The sequence below is a fragment of the Streptosporangium sp. G12 genome (assembly GCF_052983175.1).
Genome location: NZ_JBRIQO010000002.1, coordinates 306,700 through 325,369 on the forward strand (window position 1 = coordinate 306,700; position 18,670 = coordinate 325,369).

Here is an 18,670-nt window from a genome sequence, read left to right on the forward strand (position 1 = left end):
CGCCGGGGGCGCGGTGGCCCCGCGGGCCCCGCGTATCCGCGGGTGCTTCCGGCCATGACCGTGGGAGCGGGTACGGGGGGTGATCGGTCGGGTTCCGGTTCTCCTCACCTCCGATCATGCGATGCCGGAACCCGGGTGACCTCCTGCGTGACACCGAAGCCGCCGTACATCTTTCGGACTACGGCCGGGAGGGCGTGCCGGGCAGGCCCCGCGAGATGCGATCGCGCAGCCAGTGGTAAGAGGCCTTCGGGGTGCGCGTCCCGGTGGGGAAGTCGACGTGCACGAGCCCGAAGCGCTGGCTGAAGCCCTCGGCCCACTCGAAGTTGTCCAGCAGGGACCAGACGTAGTAGCCGCGCACGTCCACCCCCTCGGCCCGCGCCCGCTCGACGGCCCCGATGTGGCCGTCGAGGAAGGCGATCCTGTCCTGGTCGTCGACCGTGCCGCCGGGGCCGGGCTCGTCGGGCTGGGAGCAGCCGTTCTCGGTGACGTAGACCGGCGGGAGGGCGTCGCCGTACCGGGCCCTGAGCCCGGAGAGCAGCTCGCGCAGGCCGTCGGGGACGACGGGCCAGCCGAAGGCGGTGGTGGGGTAGCCGGTGACGCCCGTGTCCTCGAAGGGGAGGCCCTCGCCGGTGGGCGCGGCGATCCGGGTGGGGTTGTAGTAGTTGACGCCGAGGCCGTCGAGGGGGGTGCCGATCAGGTCCAGGTCGCCGTCGCGGACGCAGTCGAGGCTCACCCCGTACGCGGACAGGTCGGGGTAGGCGCCGAGGAGCACGGGGTCGTTGAACAGGCGGTTGTGCAGGACGTCGTAGGCGTCGGCGGCGGCCAGGTCGGCGGGGTCGGAGGAGGCGGGCCGGACCGGGGTGCAGTTGTTGGTGATCAGGACCTTCTCCGCGCCGCGCGCCCTGAGCTCCCGTACGGCCAGGCCGTGCCCGAGCAGCTGGTGGTGGGCGGCCGGGAGCGCGTCCAGGACCAGGGTCCTGCCGGGGGCGTGGGTGCCCAGGGCGTAGCCGAAGACCATGTGGATGAAGGGCTCGTTCAGGGTGATCCACAGGGGGATCCGGTCGGCGAGCCTGTCGGCCACGGCCGCGGCGTACTCGGCGAAACGGTACGCGGTGTCGCGGTTCAGCCAGCCGCCCTCGTCCTCCAGGGGCTGGGGCAGGTCCCAGTGGAAGAGCGTGGCGGCGGGGACGATGTCCTTCTCGCGGAGCGCGTCGGCCAGCCGGTCGTAGAAGTCGAGGCCCGCCCGGTTGATCGCGCCCTTCCCCTCGGGCTGGACGCGCGGCCAGGCGATGGAGAAGCGGTAGGAGTTCACCCCGAGGCCGGACATCAGCGCGACGTCCTCCGGCCAGCGGTGGTAGTGGTCGCAGGCCACGTCGCCGGTGTCACCGCCGCGGACGCGGCCGGGCTCGCGGGTGAAGGTGTCCCAGATCGAGATGCCCCGTCCGTCTTCGGCGACGGCGCCTTCGATCTGGTAGGACGCGGTCGCCGTACCCCAGAGGAACATCCCGGCCTCCAATTAGCGTGAGTCTGGCTCATGTTAATCCCCTGGGGCTTGTCGTAGGGGATGATGGGGAGATGACGAACGTCTCCGGGGGAACGCTTCGCCGCCGACCCGCTCAGCGCCGCAGCCTGGAACGAGTGGAGCGCATGCTGGACGAGTGTGCGCGGTTACTGGACGAGGTCGGCTACGAGGCACTGACCACCAAGGAGGTCGCGCGCCGCGCAGAGGTACCAATCGGCACTTTCTACCAGTTCTTTCCCGACAAGCAGGGGCTTGTACGCGCGCTGGCGCTGCGCAATCTGGAGGCGTTCCTCGGCCGGGTCACGGTCAGGCTCTCCGAGGTGCAGCTGTCCGAGTGGACGGAGATGGTCGACCTCGCGATCGACGAGTTCGTCGCGATGAAACGGTCCACCCCGGGGTTCGCGGTCGTCGACTTCGGGGGGGTGCTCGCCTCGCCCGGCGGTCCCATCCTCATGGGGACCCGTCGCATGCTCGACACGGCCCTGGAGAACAACGCCATCGTGGCCGACCGGCTCCGCACGATCACCGTCGAGCTGCTCGGCGCCCCGCTCGGCCCCGAGCTGGACCGGGTCCTCTTCGTCGCGGTCGAGGCCGCCGACGCGGTGCTCAAACTCGCCTTCCGTTCCCTGCCGGACGGGGACCCCGAGCTGATCGCCGAATGCAAGCACCTGGTCCGCCGCTACCTGTCGGCGCACCTGCCGCAGGAGTGACGGCGCCCGCCGCCGGTGCCCGCCGTCAGCGGGGCCGACCGGCGGTACCCGCCACCGTCGGCGGACGCGGTCGGTGGACGCCGTCGGTGGACGCCGTCATCGGCGGGTCCCGTCAGCGGGCGGCGTCCAGGCGGGCGCGGTGCTCGCCGTCGAGCTTGAGGTCCAGCGCGCCCAGCGCCTCCTCCAGCTGCGCCAGGGAGCTCACACCGACGATCGGGACCGTCGTCACGTCACCGCCGATCAGCCAGGCCAGCACCACCTGGTTGACGGTCGCGCCCAGCTCGCCCGCGATCTCCCGCAGCACGGCCAGCCCGCGCGCGGTGCCCGGGTGGTGATAGATGTCCTGGATCGGCCGGTCCTCGCGCGTGTAGGCGCCGAACATCAGCGTGTTGTACGCCCACAGGGTCAGGCCGGGCTCCGAGCGCAGGTAGTCGAGCATGTCGTCCTGCACCAGGACGTGACCCGCCTCCGGCAGCCGCACCCCGGGCCGGGGCCGCAGGTAGGTGTGGCGGAGCTGGACGTTGGTGTAGAGCGGCCAGCCGTTCGCCCGCGAGGTGGCGCGGGCGCGCTCCAGGCGCCAGGCCGGGACGTTGCTCGCGCCGATCTCGCGGACCTTGCCCGCCTGGGTCAGCTCGGCGAAGGCGCCCAGGGTCTCCTCCAGGGGAACGGAGCGGTCCTCGATGTGCGCCCAGTACACGTCGACGTGGTCGGTGCCCAGCCGCCGCAGGCTGCCCTCGGCGGCGGCGGCGATCGCCGCGGCGGACAGGCCCTCGGCGGAGTCCAGCGTCCGGTCACCGGGGACGGTCGGGCGCGCGCCGCACTTGGTGCTCAGCACCATCCGGTCGCGGTTGCCCCGGGCGGCCAGCCAGCGGCCGATGGCCAGCTCGCTCTCGTCGCCGGTGGCGCCCTCGTTCCAGAACGGGTAGTTGTTCGCGGTGTCCAGCAGGGCGCCTCCGGCGTCGGCGAACCGGTCGAGGATCGCGAAGCCGGCCCGGTCGTCGAGGACGGTGCCGAAGGGGATGGCGCCCAGGGCGAGGGGGATGTGTGTCATGAACGCCACCCTGAATGCTGGAGTGGACTCCAGGGCAAGTGGGTCGCCGGGAAACCTCGGAACTTGACCTTGAGTGGGCTCCAGGTGAAATGCTGCCCGATGTGAGTGTGTACACACCAGGACAAGTGGTGGAGGAGACCGGCTTCAGCCTCGACACGCTTCGTTACTACGAGCGGATCGGGTTGCTCGAGCCGATCGGCCGCAACGCGGCCGGGCAGCGCCGGTTCACCCAGGAGGACGTCGGCTGGCTCGGCATGATCCGCTGCCTGCGCGACACCGGCATGCCGATCGCGGAGATGCTCCGCTTCGCCGAGATGACCAGGGCGGGTGACCACACGGTCCGCGACCGCATCGCGCTGCTCGAGGCCCACGACCGGCGGGTGCAGGAGCAGGTCGAGAACCTGCGCGAGAAGCAGGTGGCGATCCGTAACAAGATCTCGTATTACCACTCGGTGGTCGACTAGAGGCCGCGCGGTTCGTGCCGGCCACAAGCCCTGGGGCTTATGGCCGTTCAGAAGCCGTACGACGGCTTTGCCCCTGGTCGAGGTGCCCTTTTCGGTCCGGCTGTTAAACCGGTATCGAGGTCGGGTGTCCGGGGAGGGGCCATGGTCGCACCGCGCGCGCGCCGGATCAACATTCCACTGCGCCACGTCGCGCTGATGTGCGGGGGGATGCTGTTCGCCCTTCTCGCCAACGTGACCTACCTCCAGGCGCTGGACTCCGAGCGGCTCAACGAGGACCCGCGCAACAAGCGGACGATGATCGCGCGCTTCGAGAGTCCCCGGGGCAGGATCCTGCTCCGCGACGGCACGGTCGTCGCGACCAGCCGCAAGGCCAGGAGCGCCACGTACCGGTACCGCAGGGTCTATCCCGGTGGGCCGCTCTACGCGGCGATCACCGGGCACTTCTCGCTCTACGGCACCGGTGGCGTAGAGCAGGCCGAGGAGGCCCTGCTGTCCGGGAGCGACCCCCGGGTGAAGATGCGCGGGCTGGTCGACGGCACCCGCGGCGGCGCCACGCTCAGGCTCACCGTCGACCGCGGCGCCCAGCGGGCCGCCTACGACGGGCTGCGCGCCACCGGGAAGCCCGGCGCCGTCGTCGCGATCGATCCTCGCACCGGCGCGATCCTGGCCATGGTCTCCCTGCCCTCGTACGACCCGAACCTCTACACGAGCTTCGACGCGGCCAAGCTCGACCGGGTGGACAAGCGGCTGCAGGGCGACCCCGAGGACCCGCTGCTGAACCGGGCGATCCATCGGAACTACCCGCCGGGATCCACCTTCAAAATCATCACCGGCGCGGCTGCGCTCGGCTCGGGGCGCTACGACCCCGGCACCCGCGTCAGCGCCCCGAAGTCCTTCCGCCTCCCCGGCACCGGTACCTACCTGCGCAACGCCGGTGGCGCCGCCTGCGGCGGCGGCACCCTTCCGCTGTTCCAGGCGTTCAGGCTCTCGTGCAACACCCCCTTCGCGAAGATGGGGATCGACCTCGGCCAGGACGCGCTGCGCGAGCAGGCCGAGGCCTTCGGGTTCGACACCGACGACCTGCGGGTGCCCATGCCGGTGGCCAGGAGCGTCTATCCCTCCGCGCTGGACGACGCGCAGACCGCGATGTCGGCGCTGGGCCAGTTCGACGTCCGGGCCACCCCGCTCATGATCGCGATGCTCGCGGCGGCGGTGGCCAACGACGGCTCGCTGATGCGTCCCCACCTGGTGGACGAGGTCCGCCTCGCCGACGGCACGGTGATCGACGTGACCGAACCCTCGGCGTACCGCCGCGCGCTCGGCGCCGAGGAGGCCGAACGGCTCACGGAGATGATGGTCGCCGTCACCGGGAAGGGAGGGACCGGCGTCGCCGCGGCCGTCCGGGGTGTGAAGGTCGCGGGGAAGACCGGCACGGCGGAGAACGCCGTCTCGGGTGAGGACCACGCGATCTTCACCGGCTTCGCCCCGGCCGTCTCTCCCCGGATCGCCGTCGGGGTCCTGGTCGAGGGCGGCGGGCGGGGCGGGCGGGTGGCGGCCCCCATCGCCAGGGCCGTCATCGAGGCGTTCCTGGGCGGCCAGACCGAGTAGGGCCCGGCCCTGAGGTGACGGAGGCCGTCGAGGCCGTCCCGGGAGGTCAGGCCGAGTAGGCCCTGGCCTGGAGGCTGTAGAGGTCGGCGTAGAGGCCGTCGAGAGTCATGAGCTCGTCGTGGGTGCCGTGCTCGACGACCTTGCCGTGGTCGAGGACGTAGATCCGGTCGGCGTAGCGGACGCTCGCCAGCCGGTGGGTGATCAGCAGCACGGTACGCCCGTCGGCGTGCTGCCGGATGCGTTCGAACAGGGCGTGCTCGGCGCGGGCGTCCAGGGCCGCGGTGGGCTCGTCGCAGATCAGCAGCGGGGCGTCCCGGTGGAAGCCGCGGGCCACCGCGATCCGCTGCCACTGGCCGCCGGACAACTCCTGGCCGTCCTTGAAACGCCGGTCGAGCAGGGTGCTGTAGCCGTGCGGCAGCTCGGCCACCACCTGGTCGGCGCCCGCGACCTCGGCCGCCGCGACGAGCGCGGGCTCCCCCTTGTCGGTGCCCATGCTGATGTTGTAGCGGGCGGTCAGCGGCCAGCGCGTGTGGTCCTGGGCGATGACCGCGATGCGGTCGCGCAGCTCGTCGGGATCGACGTCCGCCAGGTCCGTGTCGTCCCAGCGGACCCGGCCGCCGTCCGGTTCGTACAGCCCGGACAGGATCTTGGCCAGCGTGGTCTTGCCCGAGCCGTTCTCCCCGACGAGGGCGATCACCTCGCCCCTGCCGATGGTCACCGTGAGCCCCTGGAGCGCCGGTCCGGCGGAGCCCGGATAGGTGAAGACGACGTCCTCGGCGGTGATCCGCTCGAAGCCCTCCGGTGCCCTCGCCGGGCGTCCGGCGGGCAGCCTGCCCTCGGCCTCGGCGCAGAAGTCGAGGAAGTCGGTGAAGTACAGGCCCTCCTCGTAGAGCCGGTTCGTGGCGTACATCAGGTTGGCCAGATAGGTCTGGCCCGAACGGATCGCCAGTACGGCGGTGCCCGCGACCGCCAGGGGGACCGCCCCCACCGCCAGCAGCACGCCCAGGGCGACGTAGACGACGGCCGTGCCGACGCCGCCCAGCGCCTCGCCGACGACCCGCGCGAGGACCTGCCGCCGGGCCAGGCCGAGCATGACCGCCTGCTCGGCCGTCGCCACCGCGTCGTACATCCGCATCAGGAAGCCGCGCATGGTGAACGAGCGCACCTCCGCGGCCGGATCGCGGTCCGCGAGCAGCTCCGCGATGATCCACTTACGGCGCCTGGCCGGGATCAGGGCGTACATCGTCGTGTAGCGCATGCGCGCCGAGCGGACCGCCGCCCACGCGTCGGGCAGCACCGCCAGCACCAGCAGCGGCAGCAGGACCGGGTGGAGCACCCCCAGCACGCCCGCCGCGGCGACGATGCCGATGACCGCGGTCAGCGTGTTGATGGCCGTGCCCACCACCTCGTCCGCGACGCCGACCCCGCGCGCCCTGGCCCGCTGGAGCGCGTCGTGGAAGTCGGGGTCGTCGAAGGCCGCGAGGCCGACCCGGCTGGTCAGCCCGTACAGGCGTTCCTCGGCGATCCGGCCTACCTGGGGCTCCAGACGTGACTGGGCCCAGCCCGCGCCCGCCTGCGTGAGGGTGCGCAGGGTCGCGGCCACCCCCACCAGGATCAGGCTGGGCAGGGCGGCCCGCACCCGGTCGGGAGTCGGCCCCGCCTCGAACAGCGCCGACAGCACCCCGGTCGTGGCGAGCAGCCCGAACGCGGTGAACACCCCGCTCAGCAGGCTCAGGGCGATCGCGATGACGGTGTCGCGGGGGCTGGCCAGCCACGCCAGCCTGACGGCCTGCGACACCAGCGCCGGAAGCCTGCGGGCGATGGTCAGGAAGCCGACCTTCGTCATCTTGTCGGTGTGGGCGTACCAGCCGGAGACGCTGATCTCGCCGATCTCGGGGACCGGGTCGGCGGGGGAGTTCGTCATGGGAGCAGTGTGAGTCGCCGCACCGGCGATGGCCATTGGATGGCCGTGGGCGGCCACGGCGGGGCAGGATAATCCATAGGTCGGAAAAGGTCTAAGACTGGGCATGGTTCGGTAATTGATGTCACACTTTCTGTGACGGTTCTATCCGCGACCTCTCTAAGAGCCGATGACCCAGGACACCGCACACTCCTCCTTCACCGGAGGCAACCTCCCCCTCGAACCCAACGGCTTCGTGGGGCGTGAAGCCGACGTGGAAGAGCTCACCGACCTGCTGGGCGTCGCCAGGGTGGTGACGCTCTGCGGGGCGGGCGGCATCGGCAAGAGCAGGCTGGCGGTCCGGGTCGCCGGCCAGGTGGCGGGGGAGTTCCCCGGCGGGGTCTGGCTGGTCGAGCTGGCCGACGCGGTGCGCGGCGACCAGATCGAGCCCCGGGTGGCCGCCGTGCTCGGGGTCAAGGCCGAGCCGTCCCGCGCGCTGGCCGACACCCTGATCGACGCGCTCGGCGACCGGCGGCTGCTGCTGGTCATGGACAACTGCGAGTCGCTCATCGAGGAGTCCGCGAGGTTCTGCCGCGCCGTGCTCACCGTCTGTCCCGACGTACGCGTGCTCACGACCAGCCGCGAGCCGCTCCGGGTGGCGGGGGAGACCGTGTGGCGGGTGCCGCCGCTCACCCTGCCCAGGAGCGACGGCCACGACCTCGGCACCAGCGAGGCGGTGCGCCTCTTCGTCGACCGCGCCACCGCCGCCTCGCGGGCCTTCTCCGTCACCGAGCAGAACGCGGCCGACATCGCCGGGCTCTGCGAGGCGCTCGACGGGATGCCGCTCGCCATCGAGCTCGCCGCCGCCCTGTGCAGGGTGCTGACCGTGGAGCAGATCAACGCCAGGATCAGGGACAGGTTCCGGCTGCTGTCGGCGGGCGACAGGACGGCCCCGGCCAGGCAGCAGACGCTCAGGGCGACCGTCGACTGGAGCTACCAGCAGCTCAACGAGCCCGAGCGGATCCTCCTGCGCCGGCTCGCGGTCTTCACCGGCGGGTGGACGCTCGACATGGCCGAACAGGTCTGCGCGGGCAACGCGCTGTGGGCCGAGGACGTCCTGGGGGTGCTCTGCGACCTGGTCGACAAGTCGCTGGTCCTGGCCGACGCAGAGGTGGCGGGCGAGACGCGCTACCGCATGCTGGAGACGATCCGCGAGTACGCCACCGAGCAGCTCGACGCCTCGGGCGAGGAGCCCGAGTTCCGGCGGCTGCACCGCGACCACATGATCGAGATCGCCGCCCGGATCCACGGGACGATCGTCCGGCGCCCCCGCCCGGCCTGGACCGAGATCTGCCCGATGCTCGTCATGCTGGACGAGCTCCAGACCAACGTGTGGGCGGCGGTGCGCTGGTCGGCGGAGTCGGCGGGCGACCCCGAGAGCGCGCTGCGCCTCCTCGTCCTGCTGCGCTGGCCGATCATCGCCGGGGGGAGGTTCACCCCGGCCGACAAGTGGCTCGACCGCCTGCTCGACGCCGCCCCCGAGGATCTGACGCCGTCCGTACGCGGCGACGCGCTCGCGCTGCGCGGGCAGGTGGCCTTCGGGCAGGGCGACCCCGACACCGCGCAGATCGCCTGCGCCGCCGCGGTCGGCCTGTGCCGCGAGGCCGGCCTGTACGGACCGCTCAGCGGCGCGCTCGCCATCCTCGCCTGGGTGGCCATCTACCAGCGGCGTCCCGAAAGGGCCAGGTCCCTGCTGGACGACGCGCTGGAGGCCGTACGCACGGTCGACGACCCCTGGCACGAGACGGTCATCCGGTCCATGGAGGGCACGTTCGCGCTGTCCGAGGGCAGGGCGAAGGAGTCGCAGCGGTCCTTCGAGGCCGCGCTCGCCATCGCCCACGAGCTCGACAACCACTGGGCCGCGCCGGTCGCCCTCATCGGCCTGGCCCAGGTCGCCTGGCTCCGCGGCGACCTGGCGGAGGCCCGCGCCCACTACGAGCGCGCCCTCGACATGCTCCAGGACATCACCGCCCACTGGCAGGCCATCACCTGCCTGTCCGGGCTGGGCCGGATCGCGCTGGCCCAGGGAGACCTCCCCACCGCGCGGGGCAGGCTGATCGAGAGCCTGAGGCTCTGCATCGGCACCGGCCAGCGGCTCGGCGTGGCCCGCCGCATCGAGACGCTCGCGCAGCTCGCGCTCGCCGAGGAGGACGACCGCCGGGCGGTGCGCCTGGCCGGGGCCTCCGCCGCGATCAGGAGCGCGATGGGCGGCGCCGTGCTGCCGCCCGGGTTCGGGGCGCGGATGGAGGAGCTGCTCCAGCCCGCCCGGGTGCGCCTCGGTGACGCGCTGGTCGCGCAGCTGTGGGCGCACGGCCAGGAGATGTCCCAGGAGCAGGCGGTCCGCTACGCGCTGCAGTTCGACGAGCCCTACGAGACGCCCCTGCTGCTCGGCAAGCATCCGGTCGTCGCCCCCATGACCACGCTCACCTGCCGGGAATGGGAGATCGCCGAGCTGATCGCCAGGGGGATGAGCAACAAGGCCATCGCCGACGAACTGGTGATCAGTCCCGCCACCGCGGCCCGGCACGTCGCCAACATCCTGGCCAAGCTCGGGTTCTCCTCCCGGACGCAGGTCGCCACCTGGGTCATCGAGCAGAACCGATCCTGACCGGCGCGACCGGCTCGCCCGTTCACAGGCCTCGCCCGGCGGCCGTGAGTTTTACATACTCCGGACTACACATCCGCGAGGGTTTCGCGGGAGTGAAGATACATCCCGGGATACGCAGTCCGGAGCATGTGTCGTGCCCGCCGCACACCGTACGTTTTCCTGGTGTTCGACCGATGACGTCCAGCCTTCCGCACCGTGCCGGCCACCGTTCCGGTCCGGGACGGCAGGTCCACACCATCCCGGGCGTCTCGGTCGAGCACGCTACGGACGTCGCGTGTCCCCGTTGATGGCCGGGGTCTCCTCGGAGGGGTGGGGGCCCTGGCCATGGGTCACGTGACAGCGGGCTCGAGTCGCGCAGGGCTCGGGCCCGCCCATAGCTTTTCCTGGCTCTTCTCCTGGTTTCTCCTTTTCGCCCGGCGTCGGGACCCGCGGAGCGCGCTCCGTCCGAGGGGAAACCGGGCGTTACCCGAGCGGGAACCGGGCGCCGTCCAGGGGAAGCGGGCACTGTCCGAAGGGGTGGGACCGGGCACCGGGCGGAGGCGGGGGCCGAATACACAGTCATCTACATACATCTGCGGATGCCCGCGTGGATCGAGCGGCCCTACCGTCGGCGGAATGAGACCCACCTCTCCGTCCACCAGCTGCACCCTCACCGAAGCGGTGTTCGGCTACGCGCACGGTCGAGGTGACCGGCCCGCCCTGATCGACCTCGGCGCCGGAGTGGTGTACGGCTACCGCCGGCTGGCCGCGGAGGTGACGCGGGGAGCTTCCGGCCTGGTGAGGCGGGGTGCCCGGCGGCGCCAGGTGGCCGGGATCCACGTCGACAGCGCGGTGGCCCAGACGCTGGCGGTGCACACGGTCATCGCGGCGGGCGGGGTGGCGGCGCCGATCACCTCCGGGTGCGAGGAGATGGCCGACCTGCTCGCCGAGTGGGACGCGCGGCTGCTCATCACCACCCCGCGCCTGGCCGACGCGTCGTTGCGGGCCGTGGAGGACTCGCGGGTCCGGCAGGTGATCGCGTTCGGCCAGGCCCGTGACACCGTCGACTTCGCCGACCTGCTGCTCCTGGAGCCCGTCCCGCTGCCCTTCCTCGACCCGGCGGTGCAGCCCGCCCTCCTGATCGACGACGGGGGCGTGCTCACCCACCACGACCTGATCGTACGGATGAACGTCCTCGACGAGGGCGCCGAGCTGGGGAAGTCCGACGTCCTCCTGGTGACCTGGCCCCTGCGATGCAGCCTGGCCATGACGACCCTGATCGGGCTGGCGCTGATGCGCGGCTCCCTCGTCGTCGTGGCCCCCGGCCTCTCGCCCGACGAGCTGTCGGCGACCATCCACGACTTCGGCGTCACCGTCGTGGCGCTGTCCGACGGGGCCGTCCAGCGCGTCTGAGGCGATCAGGAGGCGGCTGACCGGGTCCTGACCTGGCTTGATGTGCGTTCGACGGCGTGTGCTCCCCTCCCCTGGGTAGTTAACGACCAGCATGTTCTCGCAAAGGGGATCGTTCTCATGGCGCGCATTCTGATCACCGGCTCCACTGACGGCCTCGGGCTCATGGCCGCCCGGCTGCTGGTTCACGACGGTCACGACGTCACGCTGCACGCCCGCAACGACACCCGCGCCGACGACGCGCGCGACGCGCTGCCGGAGGCGGAGGCCGTCGTCGTCGGAGACCTGATCACCATCGAGGGGATGCGGTCCGTGGCGGCTCAGGCCAACGAGCTGGGCCGCTACGATGCGATCATCCACAACGCCGCCGTCGGATACCGGGAACCGCGCAGGATCGTGACCGCCGACGGCCTGTCCCACGTGTTCGCGGTCAACGTGCTCGCCCCGTACCTGCTCACGGCGCTCATCACCCCACCCGACCGGCTGGTCTATCTCAGCTCCGGCATGCATCGCGGCGGGGACCCCAAACTGGACGACCTCCAGTGGAGCACCCGCAACTGGGACGGTTCGCGGGCGTACGCCGACAGCAAGCTGCTGGACGTCGTCCTGGCGTTCGCGGTCGCCCGCCGATGGCCGGACGTGCTGTCCAACGCGCTCGAACCCGGCTGGGTCGCCACGAAGATGGGGGGTCCGGGTGCGCCCGACGACCTCTCCCTGGGCCCCGTGACGCAGGTGTGGCTGGCCACGAGCCAGGACCCCGAGGCCACCGTGACCGGTAGCTACTTCCACCACCAGGAGACGCGCTTCGCCCACCCCGCCGCGCGGTCGCCCGAGGTGCAGGACGGCCTCCTCGACGCGTGTGCCAAGCTGACCGGCGTCCCGCTCCCGTCGCACGCGACGTGAACGCGTCGTCGCGGGCGGAACCGCCGGCGCCCCGGTGCTCCGGCCCGCCCGCATCCGTCCCCACGACGGCCGTCCACGCTCTCCTCGGCCGGTTCTCGTCCGGCTCCACGACCTGTCGGCCTCCGGGAGGTTGAACCGGACGAGGCCCGCGGACGTCTCATGATCATGCGATTGACCGTCCTCACGCTTCTCGTCGCGTTGACCGCCTGCGGCGCGCCCACGACCGTGGATCGGAGCACGGGCGCACCGGCGGCCCCGGCTCCGGCTCCGGCGTTGACCGAGACCGAGGCGGGGGCGGGAGCCGGATCCACGTGTGCTCCAGCCTCCTCCAAGAGGTTGGACGTCAAACTGCTTCGGCAGATCGCCTTCGACTACGACCCCCTCAACTCCCCGGAGGAGCTCGCGGCGAAGACGCCGCTGGTCGTCGGGGGAACCGTCGAGGGCTTCGTACCGGGACCGATCCTCGAGGAGGGGATCCCCGGCGACCGTACGCACTACGTGCTGATGCCGGTGCGGGTGAGCGAGCGGTTCAAGGGGCGGTCCGCCGGTCTGGTCCATGTGAGGTTCTTCCAGGGCGGGATATGGCGGAACCAGACCCCGGTCCACTCGGTGGCCGACTTCCGCAGGGGGGTGCCCGAGGGCACCAGGGTCCTGCTGTTCGTCTACCCGGACACCCGGAAGGAGTGGCCCGTGGTCAAGGACCGGGCAGCTCTCCCGGCCGGGACGCCGATCTACACGACCCATCCGCAGGGAGCGCTCCTCGGCAGCGGCCTGCGGGTGATCGGCGGCATGGAGGAGATCAATCCGGCCTCCCGCTGGGCCGATCCCTGTGGCCTGGACGGCATCGCCACGCGGTTGCGCGCCGCCGGATATCGCGGCGCCCCCTGAACCGGTCTCGGTGTTCCGTGTCGCCGGGAAGTCCGTTTCCGGGTGGTTCCTCAGGGCCGGAGTCCCGAGGGGCTGACCAGGGAGTCGCCCAGCGCGGTGCGGTGGTACAGGACGCCTCGGCCGGTGCGGCTCCCGGTGACCAGGCCCGCCCTGCGCAGGGCGGAGACGTGGCCGCCCACGGTGCCCAGGCTCAGCTCCAGCAGGGTCACGAGCTGGGTGGTGGTCGCCGGGGTCGCCAGCTCCAGCAGGAGGCGGCTCCTGGTCCTGCCGATCAGCCCGGCCAGGCCGTCCGGCGCCTCGGGCGGGATGCCGGTGCCCCGGGCCGGATAGCTGATGGCGTACGGCCAGTCGGTCTCCAGGTAGAAGCCGATCCCGGTGGGGAACACGGTCGGCACGAAGAGCAGCCCGCGCCCGTCGAGCCGGCAGGTCTCGTCCGCGTCCCTGGAGAGCACCTCGATGACACCGTCGGGACGCCAGCGGACCCGGGGGGTGAGGTCGTCCAGTGCCGCCGCCCAGCCGTAGGTCGCCAGGCGGCCCGCCCGCTGGACCACGTCCCGCTCCAGGATCGCGTGGAAGCGCGGCCACGCGGGGGACACGATCTCCTCCCAGATCGCCCCCAGCGCCTCGGCGAACAGCCGCACGACGTCCGGTGAGAACAGCACGTCCCTGACGGGCCCCGGCAGGCGCGGCATCCCCTCCAGGTTCCTGGCGATCTCGGCGTGCGCCCGCGCCACCGGGGTGGCGCGCACCACCGCGAGTTCCGCCTCGACCGGGGTGTTCACCCCGGTCGGCGGCGGCGCGGGGAAGTCGGCGTTGTAGTGCCGCTCGCGGAACAGCGCCACCATGGGCCTCAGCCCGGGGTACGCGAGCAGCAGTCTCTCGTACGGCTCCCGCATCCTGCCGGCCCACGACCGCCACTCCCCGGCCTCCCTCCTGCCGGAGAGGATCCAGAGCGCGTGCTTGGTCACGATGAGGGGGGAGATGGCGAACCTGCTGGCCATGATGTCCTGCGGGGTGACCTCGATGCGGATGATCACGGAGTGACCTTTCGGATATATCCGAAAGCTTAGTCAGCCGTCCGGACATCTTCCACCATCGTGTTCATGACCACACAAGAGCGCGGCGCGACCTACACGGAGGTCTTCGCGAACCGGGAGTTCCGTGTCCTGTTCGGCAGCTTCACCCTCCTGGTGGCCGGGGACCAGGTCAAGATGCTGGCCCTGTCGGCGCTGGTCTACGCGCGGACCGGCTCGCCGGGACTGTCGGCGGCGGCGTACATGGTGGGGTTCCTGCCCTACATCGTCGGCGGGACCTTCCTGCTCTCGCTGGCCGACCGGATCCGCCCGCGTGCGCTGATGGTCGCCGGTGAGCTGGTGCGGGTGGTGACCTGCCTGCTCCTGGCCTTCACGGGCCTGCCCGTCTGGGCGATGCTCGTCCTGGTCCTGACCACCGGGCTGTTCTCGCCCGTCTTCGGGGCGGCGCGCAGCGCCCTCCTGCCCGACCTGCTGCCGGGTGACGCGTTCGTCCTGGCCAGGTCCGTGCTGAACGTGACGTCCGCCGGTGCCCAGATCGGCGGCCTGGCGGCGGGCGGCGCCGTCCTCGCCCTCGCGGGACCCGCGGGGGCGCTGGCCGCCACCGCCGCGCTGTCCGCCCTGTCGGCCGTGGTGCTGCGCTACGGCCTGCCCGACTTCCCCGCCAGGAACGCGAGCGCCGCGAACCCGCAGGGGGACGGCCCCGTACGGGAGACGCTGCGGGTCAACCGGGCCCTGCTGGCGGACCCCCGGGTGCGCGGCCTGCTGCTCGCGCAGTGGCTGCCGGTCTCGCTCGTGGTGGGTGCCGAGGCGATGATGGTCCCCTACCTGGGAAACGCCGCCGGGTTCGCGCTCGCCGCCGCCTCCGTCGGTCTGGCGGCCGGCAACTTCGTCGTCGGCCGGTTCGTCTCGCCCGCCGGCCGGGAACGGCTGGCGTTTCCCTTCGCGATCGTGTCCGGCGTTCCCCTGCTCGCCTTCGCCGCCCGGCCGGGACTCGCGGGAGCCGCGCTGATCGTGCTGCTCGCCACGGCGGCGTCGGCCGTCTGCCAGCTGGGGTTGCAGCGGTGGTTCGTGGACGCGGTCCCCGAAGCGGTCAGGGGGCAGGCCTTCGGCCTGGCCTCGGCGGGAATGATGACCGGCCAGGCCCTGGGCGGCGCCCTGGTCGGTGTCGCCGCCGAGCTGACCGCCCCGCACACGGCGATCGTCCTCGTGGGAGCCGCGACCGTCCTCTCCTCGCTCGCCCTGCACCGGTCGCTGAGAGCCGGCGGGCGGCGGCCCGCGTGACAGCCGCCCGCACCCCCGGGGAAGCCGGATCGGCGAACCCGGCGCGGGCGGCTCGCGCTCTCGACGCCCTGCCCTGCGGTCTTACCGGCGGGGGCCGGACCACTCGCGCGAGGTGCGGACGCGCAGGCGGCCGTATTCGAGCTCTCCGGTGATCCGGACGTGCAGCGCGCCCGGACGTGCGCGGCCGGGCAGCGCGCAGGTCACGCTGCCCCACCCGGTGCGTACCCCGTCGACGTTCGCGGTCGCGCCGGACGGCAGGACGATCGTGGCGGAGCCGTAGGGGAGCCGGAGCTCGATGTCGATCTCCGGATACCGTACGAGGGCCTGGGACAGGTCGAGCCGCACCCCGCCGTACTCGGATTCGACGCGCAGCAGGCGCGGGACCTGCCAGTCGCCCGACCGCTTGATTCGTCCGCCCGTGGACGTCAGCCGGAGTACGTCGTCCGGTGCGTTCGGGCCGTCCGGGGCGTCCGGCAGGTCGGCGACCAACGGCAGCAGGTCGCCGTGGGACCTCGCCGTGAGCGCGCGTTCGAGCCGTTCCTCCATCTCGTCGGGGCCGAGGCGACCGTCGGCGAACGCCTGCTGGAGCTGGCGCACGACCCTGTCGCGTTCTCCGTCGGAGACGCGTATCCGTGGTTCCATCCGCTCCGTCACCTGCCCTGTCTCGTCGAGCCGGATCACTGGCTGACCGCCCTCTTGTACAGCCGGATGGAGAGGGGCACGAAGACGACCAGGAGCAGTACCGACCACAGTAGCGTCGCCGGCACCGCGTGCTGGAGCGGCCAGGCGCCGGGCACCGGCATGGCCGCGTTGGTGTTGCCGAAGAGCTCGCGAGCGGCCTGGACGACCGCGGAGACGGGGTTCCACTCGGCGACGACCCGCAGCGGCCCGGGCAGGCGGGTGCTGTCGACGAAGGCGTTGGACAGGAAGACCAGCGGCATCGACACGATGGTGGCGATGTTGTTGAAGACCTCGGGCTTGCGCAGGGCCAGCGCGACCGTCGCGGTCACCCACGAGAACGCGTACGAGAACAGCAGGAGCAACAGGAAGCCCAGCACGGCCTGATGCGGCTCCGAGTGGATGCGCCAGCCGACGGCCAGCCCGACGAGGGCCATCGCGACGACGCTGCTCGCGTTCATGAGGACGTCGCTGGAGGTCTGGCCGGTCAGCACCGCCGACGGGGCCATGGGCAGCGTGCGGAACCGGTCGAAGATGCCCTTCTGCAGGTCCAGGGTGAGCGTGTAGCCGGTGATCTGCGCGCTCGTCACGATCGTCTGGACGAAGATCCCGGGAATCATGTACTCCTGGTACGACATGCCCGGCAGGCTCATCATGCTGCCGAAGACGTACGCGAACAGCAGCACGAACACGATCGGGAGGATGATCACGCCGCCCAGCAGGTCGGGCGCTCGCTTGATCTTGAGGACGTTGCGTTTGGTGATCGTGATGCCGTCGGAGACCGCCAGCTGGAGGGCGTTCATCGGGTGTGCTCCTTCGTCTTCGTCGTGGTGGGGTCGGCGGTCGGGTGTCCGGTGAGGGTGAGGAACACCTCGTCGAGCGTCGGCCGCCGCAGTCCGGCGTCGCGTACGGCGACGCGTTCGGCGGCCAGGTGGCCCAGGGCCGTGGTGAGCGAGGCCGTGCCGTCGCCGACCGGGATCGTGAGCCGGAGCGTGGCGTCGTCGGTCCGCGTGTTCCCCACGGCCAGGGGAGCGAGCACGCGCCGCGCGGTGTGCAGGTCGGCCGTGCTGGTCATGGTCAGCTCGACGCGGTCACCGCCGACCTGGTCCTTGAGCTCGTCGGCGGTGCCGAGCGCGATCACCCGGCCGTGGTCGACCACCGCGATCGTCCTGGCCAGCCGGTCGGCCTCCTCCAGGTACTGCGTGGTGAGCAGCACGGTGGTGCCGTCGGCGACGAGTTCGGAGATGACGTCCCACAGGCTCGTGCGGGCCCGGGGGTCGAGGCCGGTGGTGGGCTCGTCGAGGAACAGCACCGGCGGGGCGGCGACCAGCGCTCCGGCGAGGTCGAGGCGGCGTCGCATGCCGCCGGAGTAACCCTGCACGGGGCGGTCGGCCGCCTCGCTCAGGTCGAAGCGTTCCAGCAGCTCGCGGGCCCGCTGCCTGCTGCGTTTGACGCCCAGGTGGTAGAGGCGGCCGACCATCTCCAGGTTCTCGGCACCGGTGAGGTGGGCGTCGACGGCGGCGTACTGGCCGGAGGCGCCGATGTGGGCGCGCAGCCGGTACGCGTCGGCGACGACGTCGAACCCGGCGACCGTGGCGCGGCCGGCGTCCGGTTTCAACAGGGTGGTCAGGATCCGTACGGCCGTGGTCTTTCCTGCGCCGTTGGGGCCGAGCAGGCCGAACACGGTGCCCTCGGGGACGGACAGGTCCATCCCGTCCAGGGCGACGACGTCGCCGTACTTCTTGACCAGCCCTTCGGCCGTTATCGCGGGGGGCATGCGGGTTTCTCCTTCGTTCGTTCGTGTCGGGGGCGGCGGGATGAGGGCACGGGGGGACAGCGGAATGAGCGGGATGAGCGGGATGAGGGCGTGACGGGGTAGCGGGCGGTCGCCTGTCGACCGTCCGGTTGCGTTCGTCGGATGGAGTTAGATGTCGAGGTCCTCCACGGCGGGACGCTCGGCCATGTCGGCGATCAGGTCGTAGAACTCGTCCGGGATCCTGCCGCGCAGCTCCTGGAAGGTGTTCACGACCTCAAGCGTGGACTCGCCCTGGACGAAGCCCCAGCTGGAGTCGGCCAGGCCGAGATAGCTCCGCCACGCGCCGCGCGAGAGGAGACCCTCCAGCCAGTTGTCGGCTCCCGACGTCAGGCTGTCCGTCCAGTCGGGCGAGCGGTCGACGTGCAGGACGTATTTGTCCTTACGCGAGCGGTACACCCGGAACATCTCCACCCGGCTGCCCGTCGTGCGTCCCCACTCGCCGAGCAGCACCCCGGAGAAGCGCTGCTTGCGGCCCGTGCCGCCCTGGCCGACCTGCACGATGATCTCGTCGTAGCCCTCCTGGCGGCCGTCCTCCATCTCGACGTAGCGCCGCAGCGCCACGCTGATCGCCGTCGACAGTTTGCCCCCGGCGAGCTCCTGCGCCCGCTGGAACAGGGGCAGGTCGTCGTCCGAGACGTAGATCGTTTTATTGGGCATCGTTCCATCCTCATCCCGTATACGTATAAGCCTACGTATAGAACAGGGCGGGCGGCAAGGCCCTTCCTGTTTTCGAGTTATGTCGTGATTTAACGGTGATG

The 18,670-nt window shown here is 71.6% G+C and carries 16 protein-coding genes; 8 read left to right on the forward strand and 8 right to left on the reverse strand.

Annotation, left to right across the window (positions count from 1 at the left end):
- Positions 1–178: 178 nt before the first annotated feature.
- A complete protein-coding gene (locus ACVCAG_RS04550; protein ID WP_447189482.1) occupies positions 179–1,504 on the reverse strand; it encodes a GH1 family beta-glucosidase in 1,326 nt (441 codons plus the stop codon).
- A gap of 71 nt (positions 1,505–1,575) precedes the next feature.
- Here ACVCAG_RS04550 and ACVCAG_RS04555 point away from each other — a divergent pair, with 71 nt between their 5' ends.
- Positions 1,576–2,232 (forward strand): TetR family transcriptional regulator, encoded by a 657-nt coding sequence (locus ACVCAG_RS04555; RefSeq protein ID WP_440081737.1) that lies wholly within the window; start codon positions 1,576–1,578, stop codon positions 2,230–2,232.
- Positions 2,233–2,344: 112 nt separating this feature from the next.
- On the opposite strand, the gene ACVCAG_RS04560 is transcribed toward ACVCAG_RS04555, so the two are convergent.
- A complete protein-coding gene (locus tag ACVCAG_RS04560) occupies positions 2,345–3,283 on the reverse strand; it encodes an aldo/keto reductase (protein ID WP_447189483.1) in 939 nt (312 codons plus the stop codon).
- A gap of 89 nt (positions 3,284–3,372) precedes the next feature.
- Between ACVCAG_RS04560 and ACVCAG_RS04565 the strand changes: the two genes are divergently transcribed.
- Together ACVCAG_RS04565 and ACVCAG_RS04570 are read left to right on the forward strand one after the other, a co-directional pair.
- Entirely contained in the window at positions 3,373–3,747 is a 375-nt protein-coding gene (locus ACVCAG_RS04565; RefSeq protein ID WP_440081735.1) for a MerR family transcriptional regulator, read from the forward strand.
- A 141-nt stretch (positions 3,748–3,888) separates the two neighbouring features.
- Positions 3,889–5,355 (forward strand): penicillin-binding transpeptidase domain-containing protein, encoded by a 1,467-nt coding sequence (locus ACVCAG_RS04570; RefSeq protein ID WP_440081734.1) that lies wholly within the window; start codon positions 3,889–3,891, stop codon positions 5,353–5,355.
- A 46-nt stretch (positions 5,356–5,401) separates the two neighbouring features.
- On the opposite strand, the gene ACVCAG_RS04575 is transcribed toward ACVCAG_RS04570, so the two are convergent.
- Positions 5,402–7,279 (reverse strand): ATP-binding cassette domain-containing protein, encoded by a 1,878-nt coding sequence (locus ACVCAG_RS04575; RefSeq protein WP_440081733.1) that lies wholly within the window; start codon positions 7,277–7,279, stop codon positions 5,402–5,404.
- Between the two features lie 166 nt (positions 7,280–7,445).
- Between ACVCAG_RS04575 and ACVCAG_RS04580 the strand changes: the two genes are divergently transcribed.
- From ACVCAG_RS04580 to ACVCAG_RS04595, 4 genes are all read left to right on the forward strand, one after another.
- Positions 7,446–9,923: a tetratricopeptide repeat protein gene (locus tag ACVCAG_RS04580; protein ID WP_440081732.1), complete on the forward strand. Its 2,478-nt coding sequence runs from the start codon at positions 7,446–7,448 to the stop codon at positions 9,921–9,923.
- A gap of 615 nt (positions 9,924–10,538) precedes the next feature.
- Positions 10,539–11,315 (forward strand): AMP-binding protein, encoded by a 777-nt coding sequence (locus tag ACVCAG_RS04585; RefSeq protein ID WP_440081731.1) that lies wholly within the window; start codon positions 10,539–10,541, stop codon positions 11,313–11,315.
- Between the two features lie 117 nt (positions 11,316–11,432).
- Positions 11,433–12,215, forward strand: a complete 783-nt coding sequence (locus ACVCAG_RS04590) for an SDR family NAD(P)-dependent oxidoreductase (RefSeq protein ID WP_440081730.1) — start codon at positions 11,433–11,435, stop codon at positions 12,213–12,215.
- Positions 12,216–12,374: 159 nt separating this feature from the next.
- The gene (locus tag ACVCAG_RS04595) at positions 12,375–13,103 is read left to right on the forward strand and encodes a hypothetical protein (protein ID WP_440081729.1); all 729 of its coding nucleotides are present in this window, start codon (positions 12,375–12,377) and stop codon (positions 13,101–13,103) included.
- A gap of 50 nt (positions 13,104–13,153) precedes the next feature.
- Here the strand turns inward: ACVCAG_RS04595 and ACVCAG_RS04600 are convergent, their stop codons facing one another.
- Entirely contained in the window at positions 13,154–14,140 is a 987-nt protein-coding gene (locus ACVCAG_RS04600) for an ArsR family transcriptional regulator (protein WP_447189484.1), read from the reverse strand.
- Between the two features lie 66 nt (positions 14,141–14,206).
- On the opposite strand from ACVCAG_RS04600, the gene ACVCAG_RS04605 reads away from it, so the two are divergent.
- Positions 14,207–15,418, forward strand: a complete 1,212-nt coding sequence (locus tag ACVCAG_RS04605; protein WP_447189485.1) for an MFS transporter — start codon at positions 14,207–14,209, stop codon at positions 15,416–15,418.
- 81 nt (positions 15,419–15,499) lie between these two features.
- Here ACVCAG_RS04605 and ACVCAG_RS04610 read toward each other — a convergent pair whose 3' ends face one another.
- From ACVCAG_RS04610 to ACVCAG_RS04625, 4 genes are all read right to left on the reverse strand, one after another.
- The gene (locus ACVCAG_RS04610; protein WP_447189486.1) at positions 15,500–16,060 is read right to left on the reverse strand and encodes a DUF1707 SHOCT-like domain-containing protein; all 561 of its coding nucleotides are present in this window, start codon (positions 16,058–16,060) and stop codon (positions 15,500–15,502) included.
- Positions 16,061–16,095: 35 nt separating this feature from the next.
- The gene (locus tag ACVCAG_RS04615; protein ID WP_440081724.1) at positions 16,096–16,899 is read right to left on the reverse strand and encodes an ABC transporter permease; all 804 of its coding nucleotides are present in this window, start codon (positions 16,897–16,899) and stop codon (positions 16,096–16,098) included.
- Positions 16,896–17,873 carry an ATP-binding cassette domain-containing protein gene (locus ACVCAG_RS04620; protein ID WP_447189487.1) on the reverse strand — a complete coding sequence of 326 codons (978 nt, stop codon included), beginning with the start codon at positions 17,871–17,873 and terminating at the stop codon, positions 16,896–16,898. Before ACVCAG_RS04620 ends, ACVCAG_RS04615 begins: the two co-directional genes overlap by 4 nt.
- Before the next feature lie 147 nt (positions 17,874–18,020).
- The gene (locus tag ACVCAG_RS04625; RefSeq protein ID WP_362693387.1) at positions 18,021–18,569 is read right to left on the reverse strand and encodes an EXLDI protein; all 549 of its coding nucleotides are present in this window, start codon (positions 18,567–18,569) and stop codon (positions 18,021–18,023) included.
- Between the last annotated feature and the right edge of the window lie 101 nt (positions 18,570–18,670).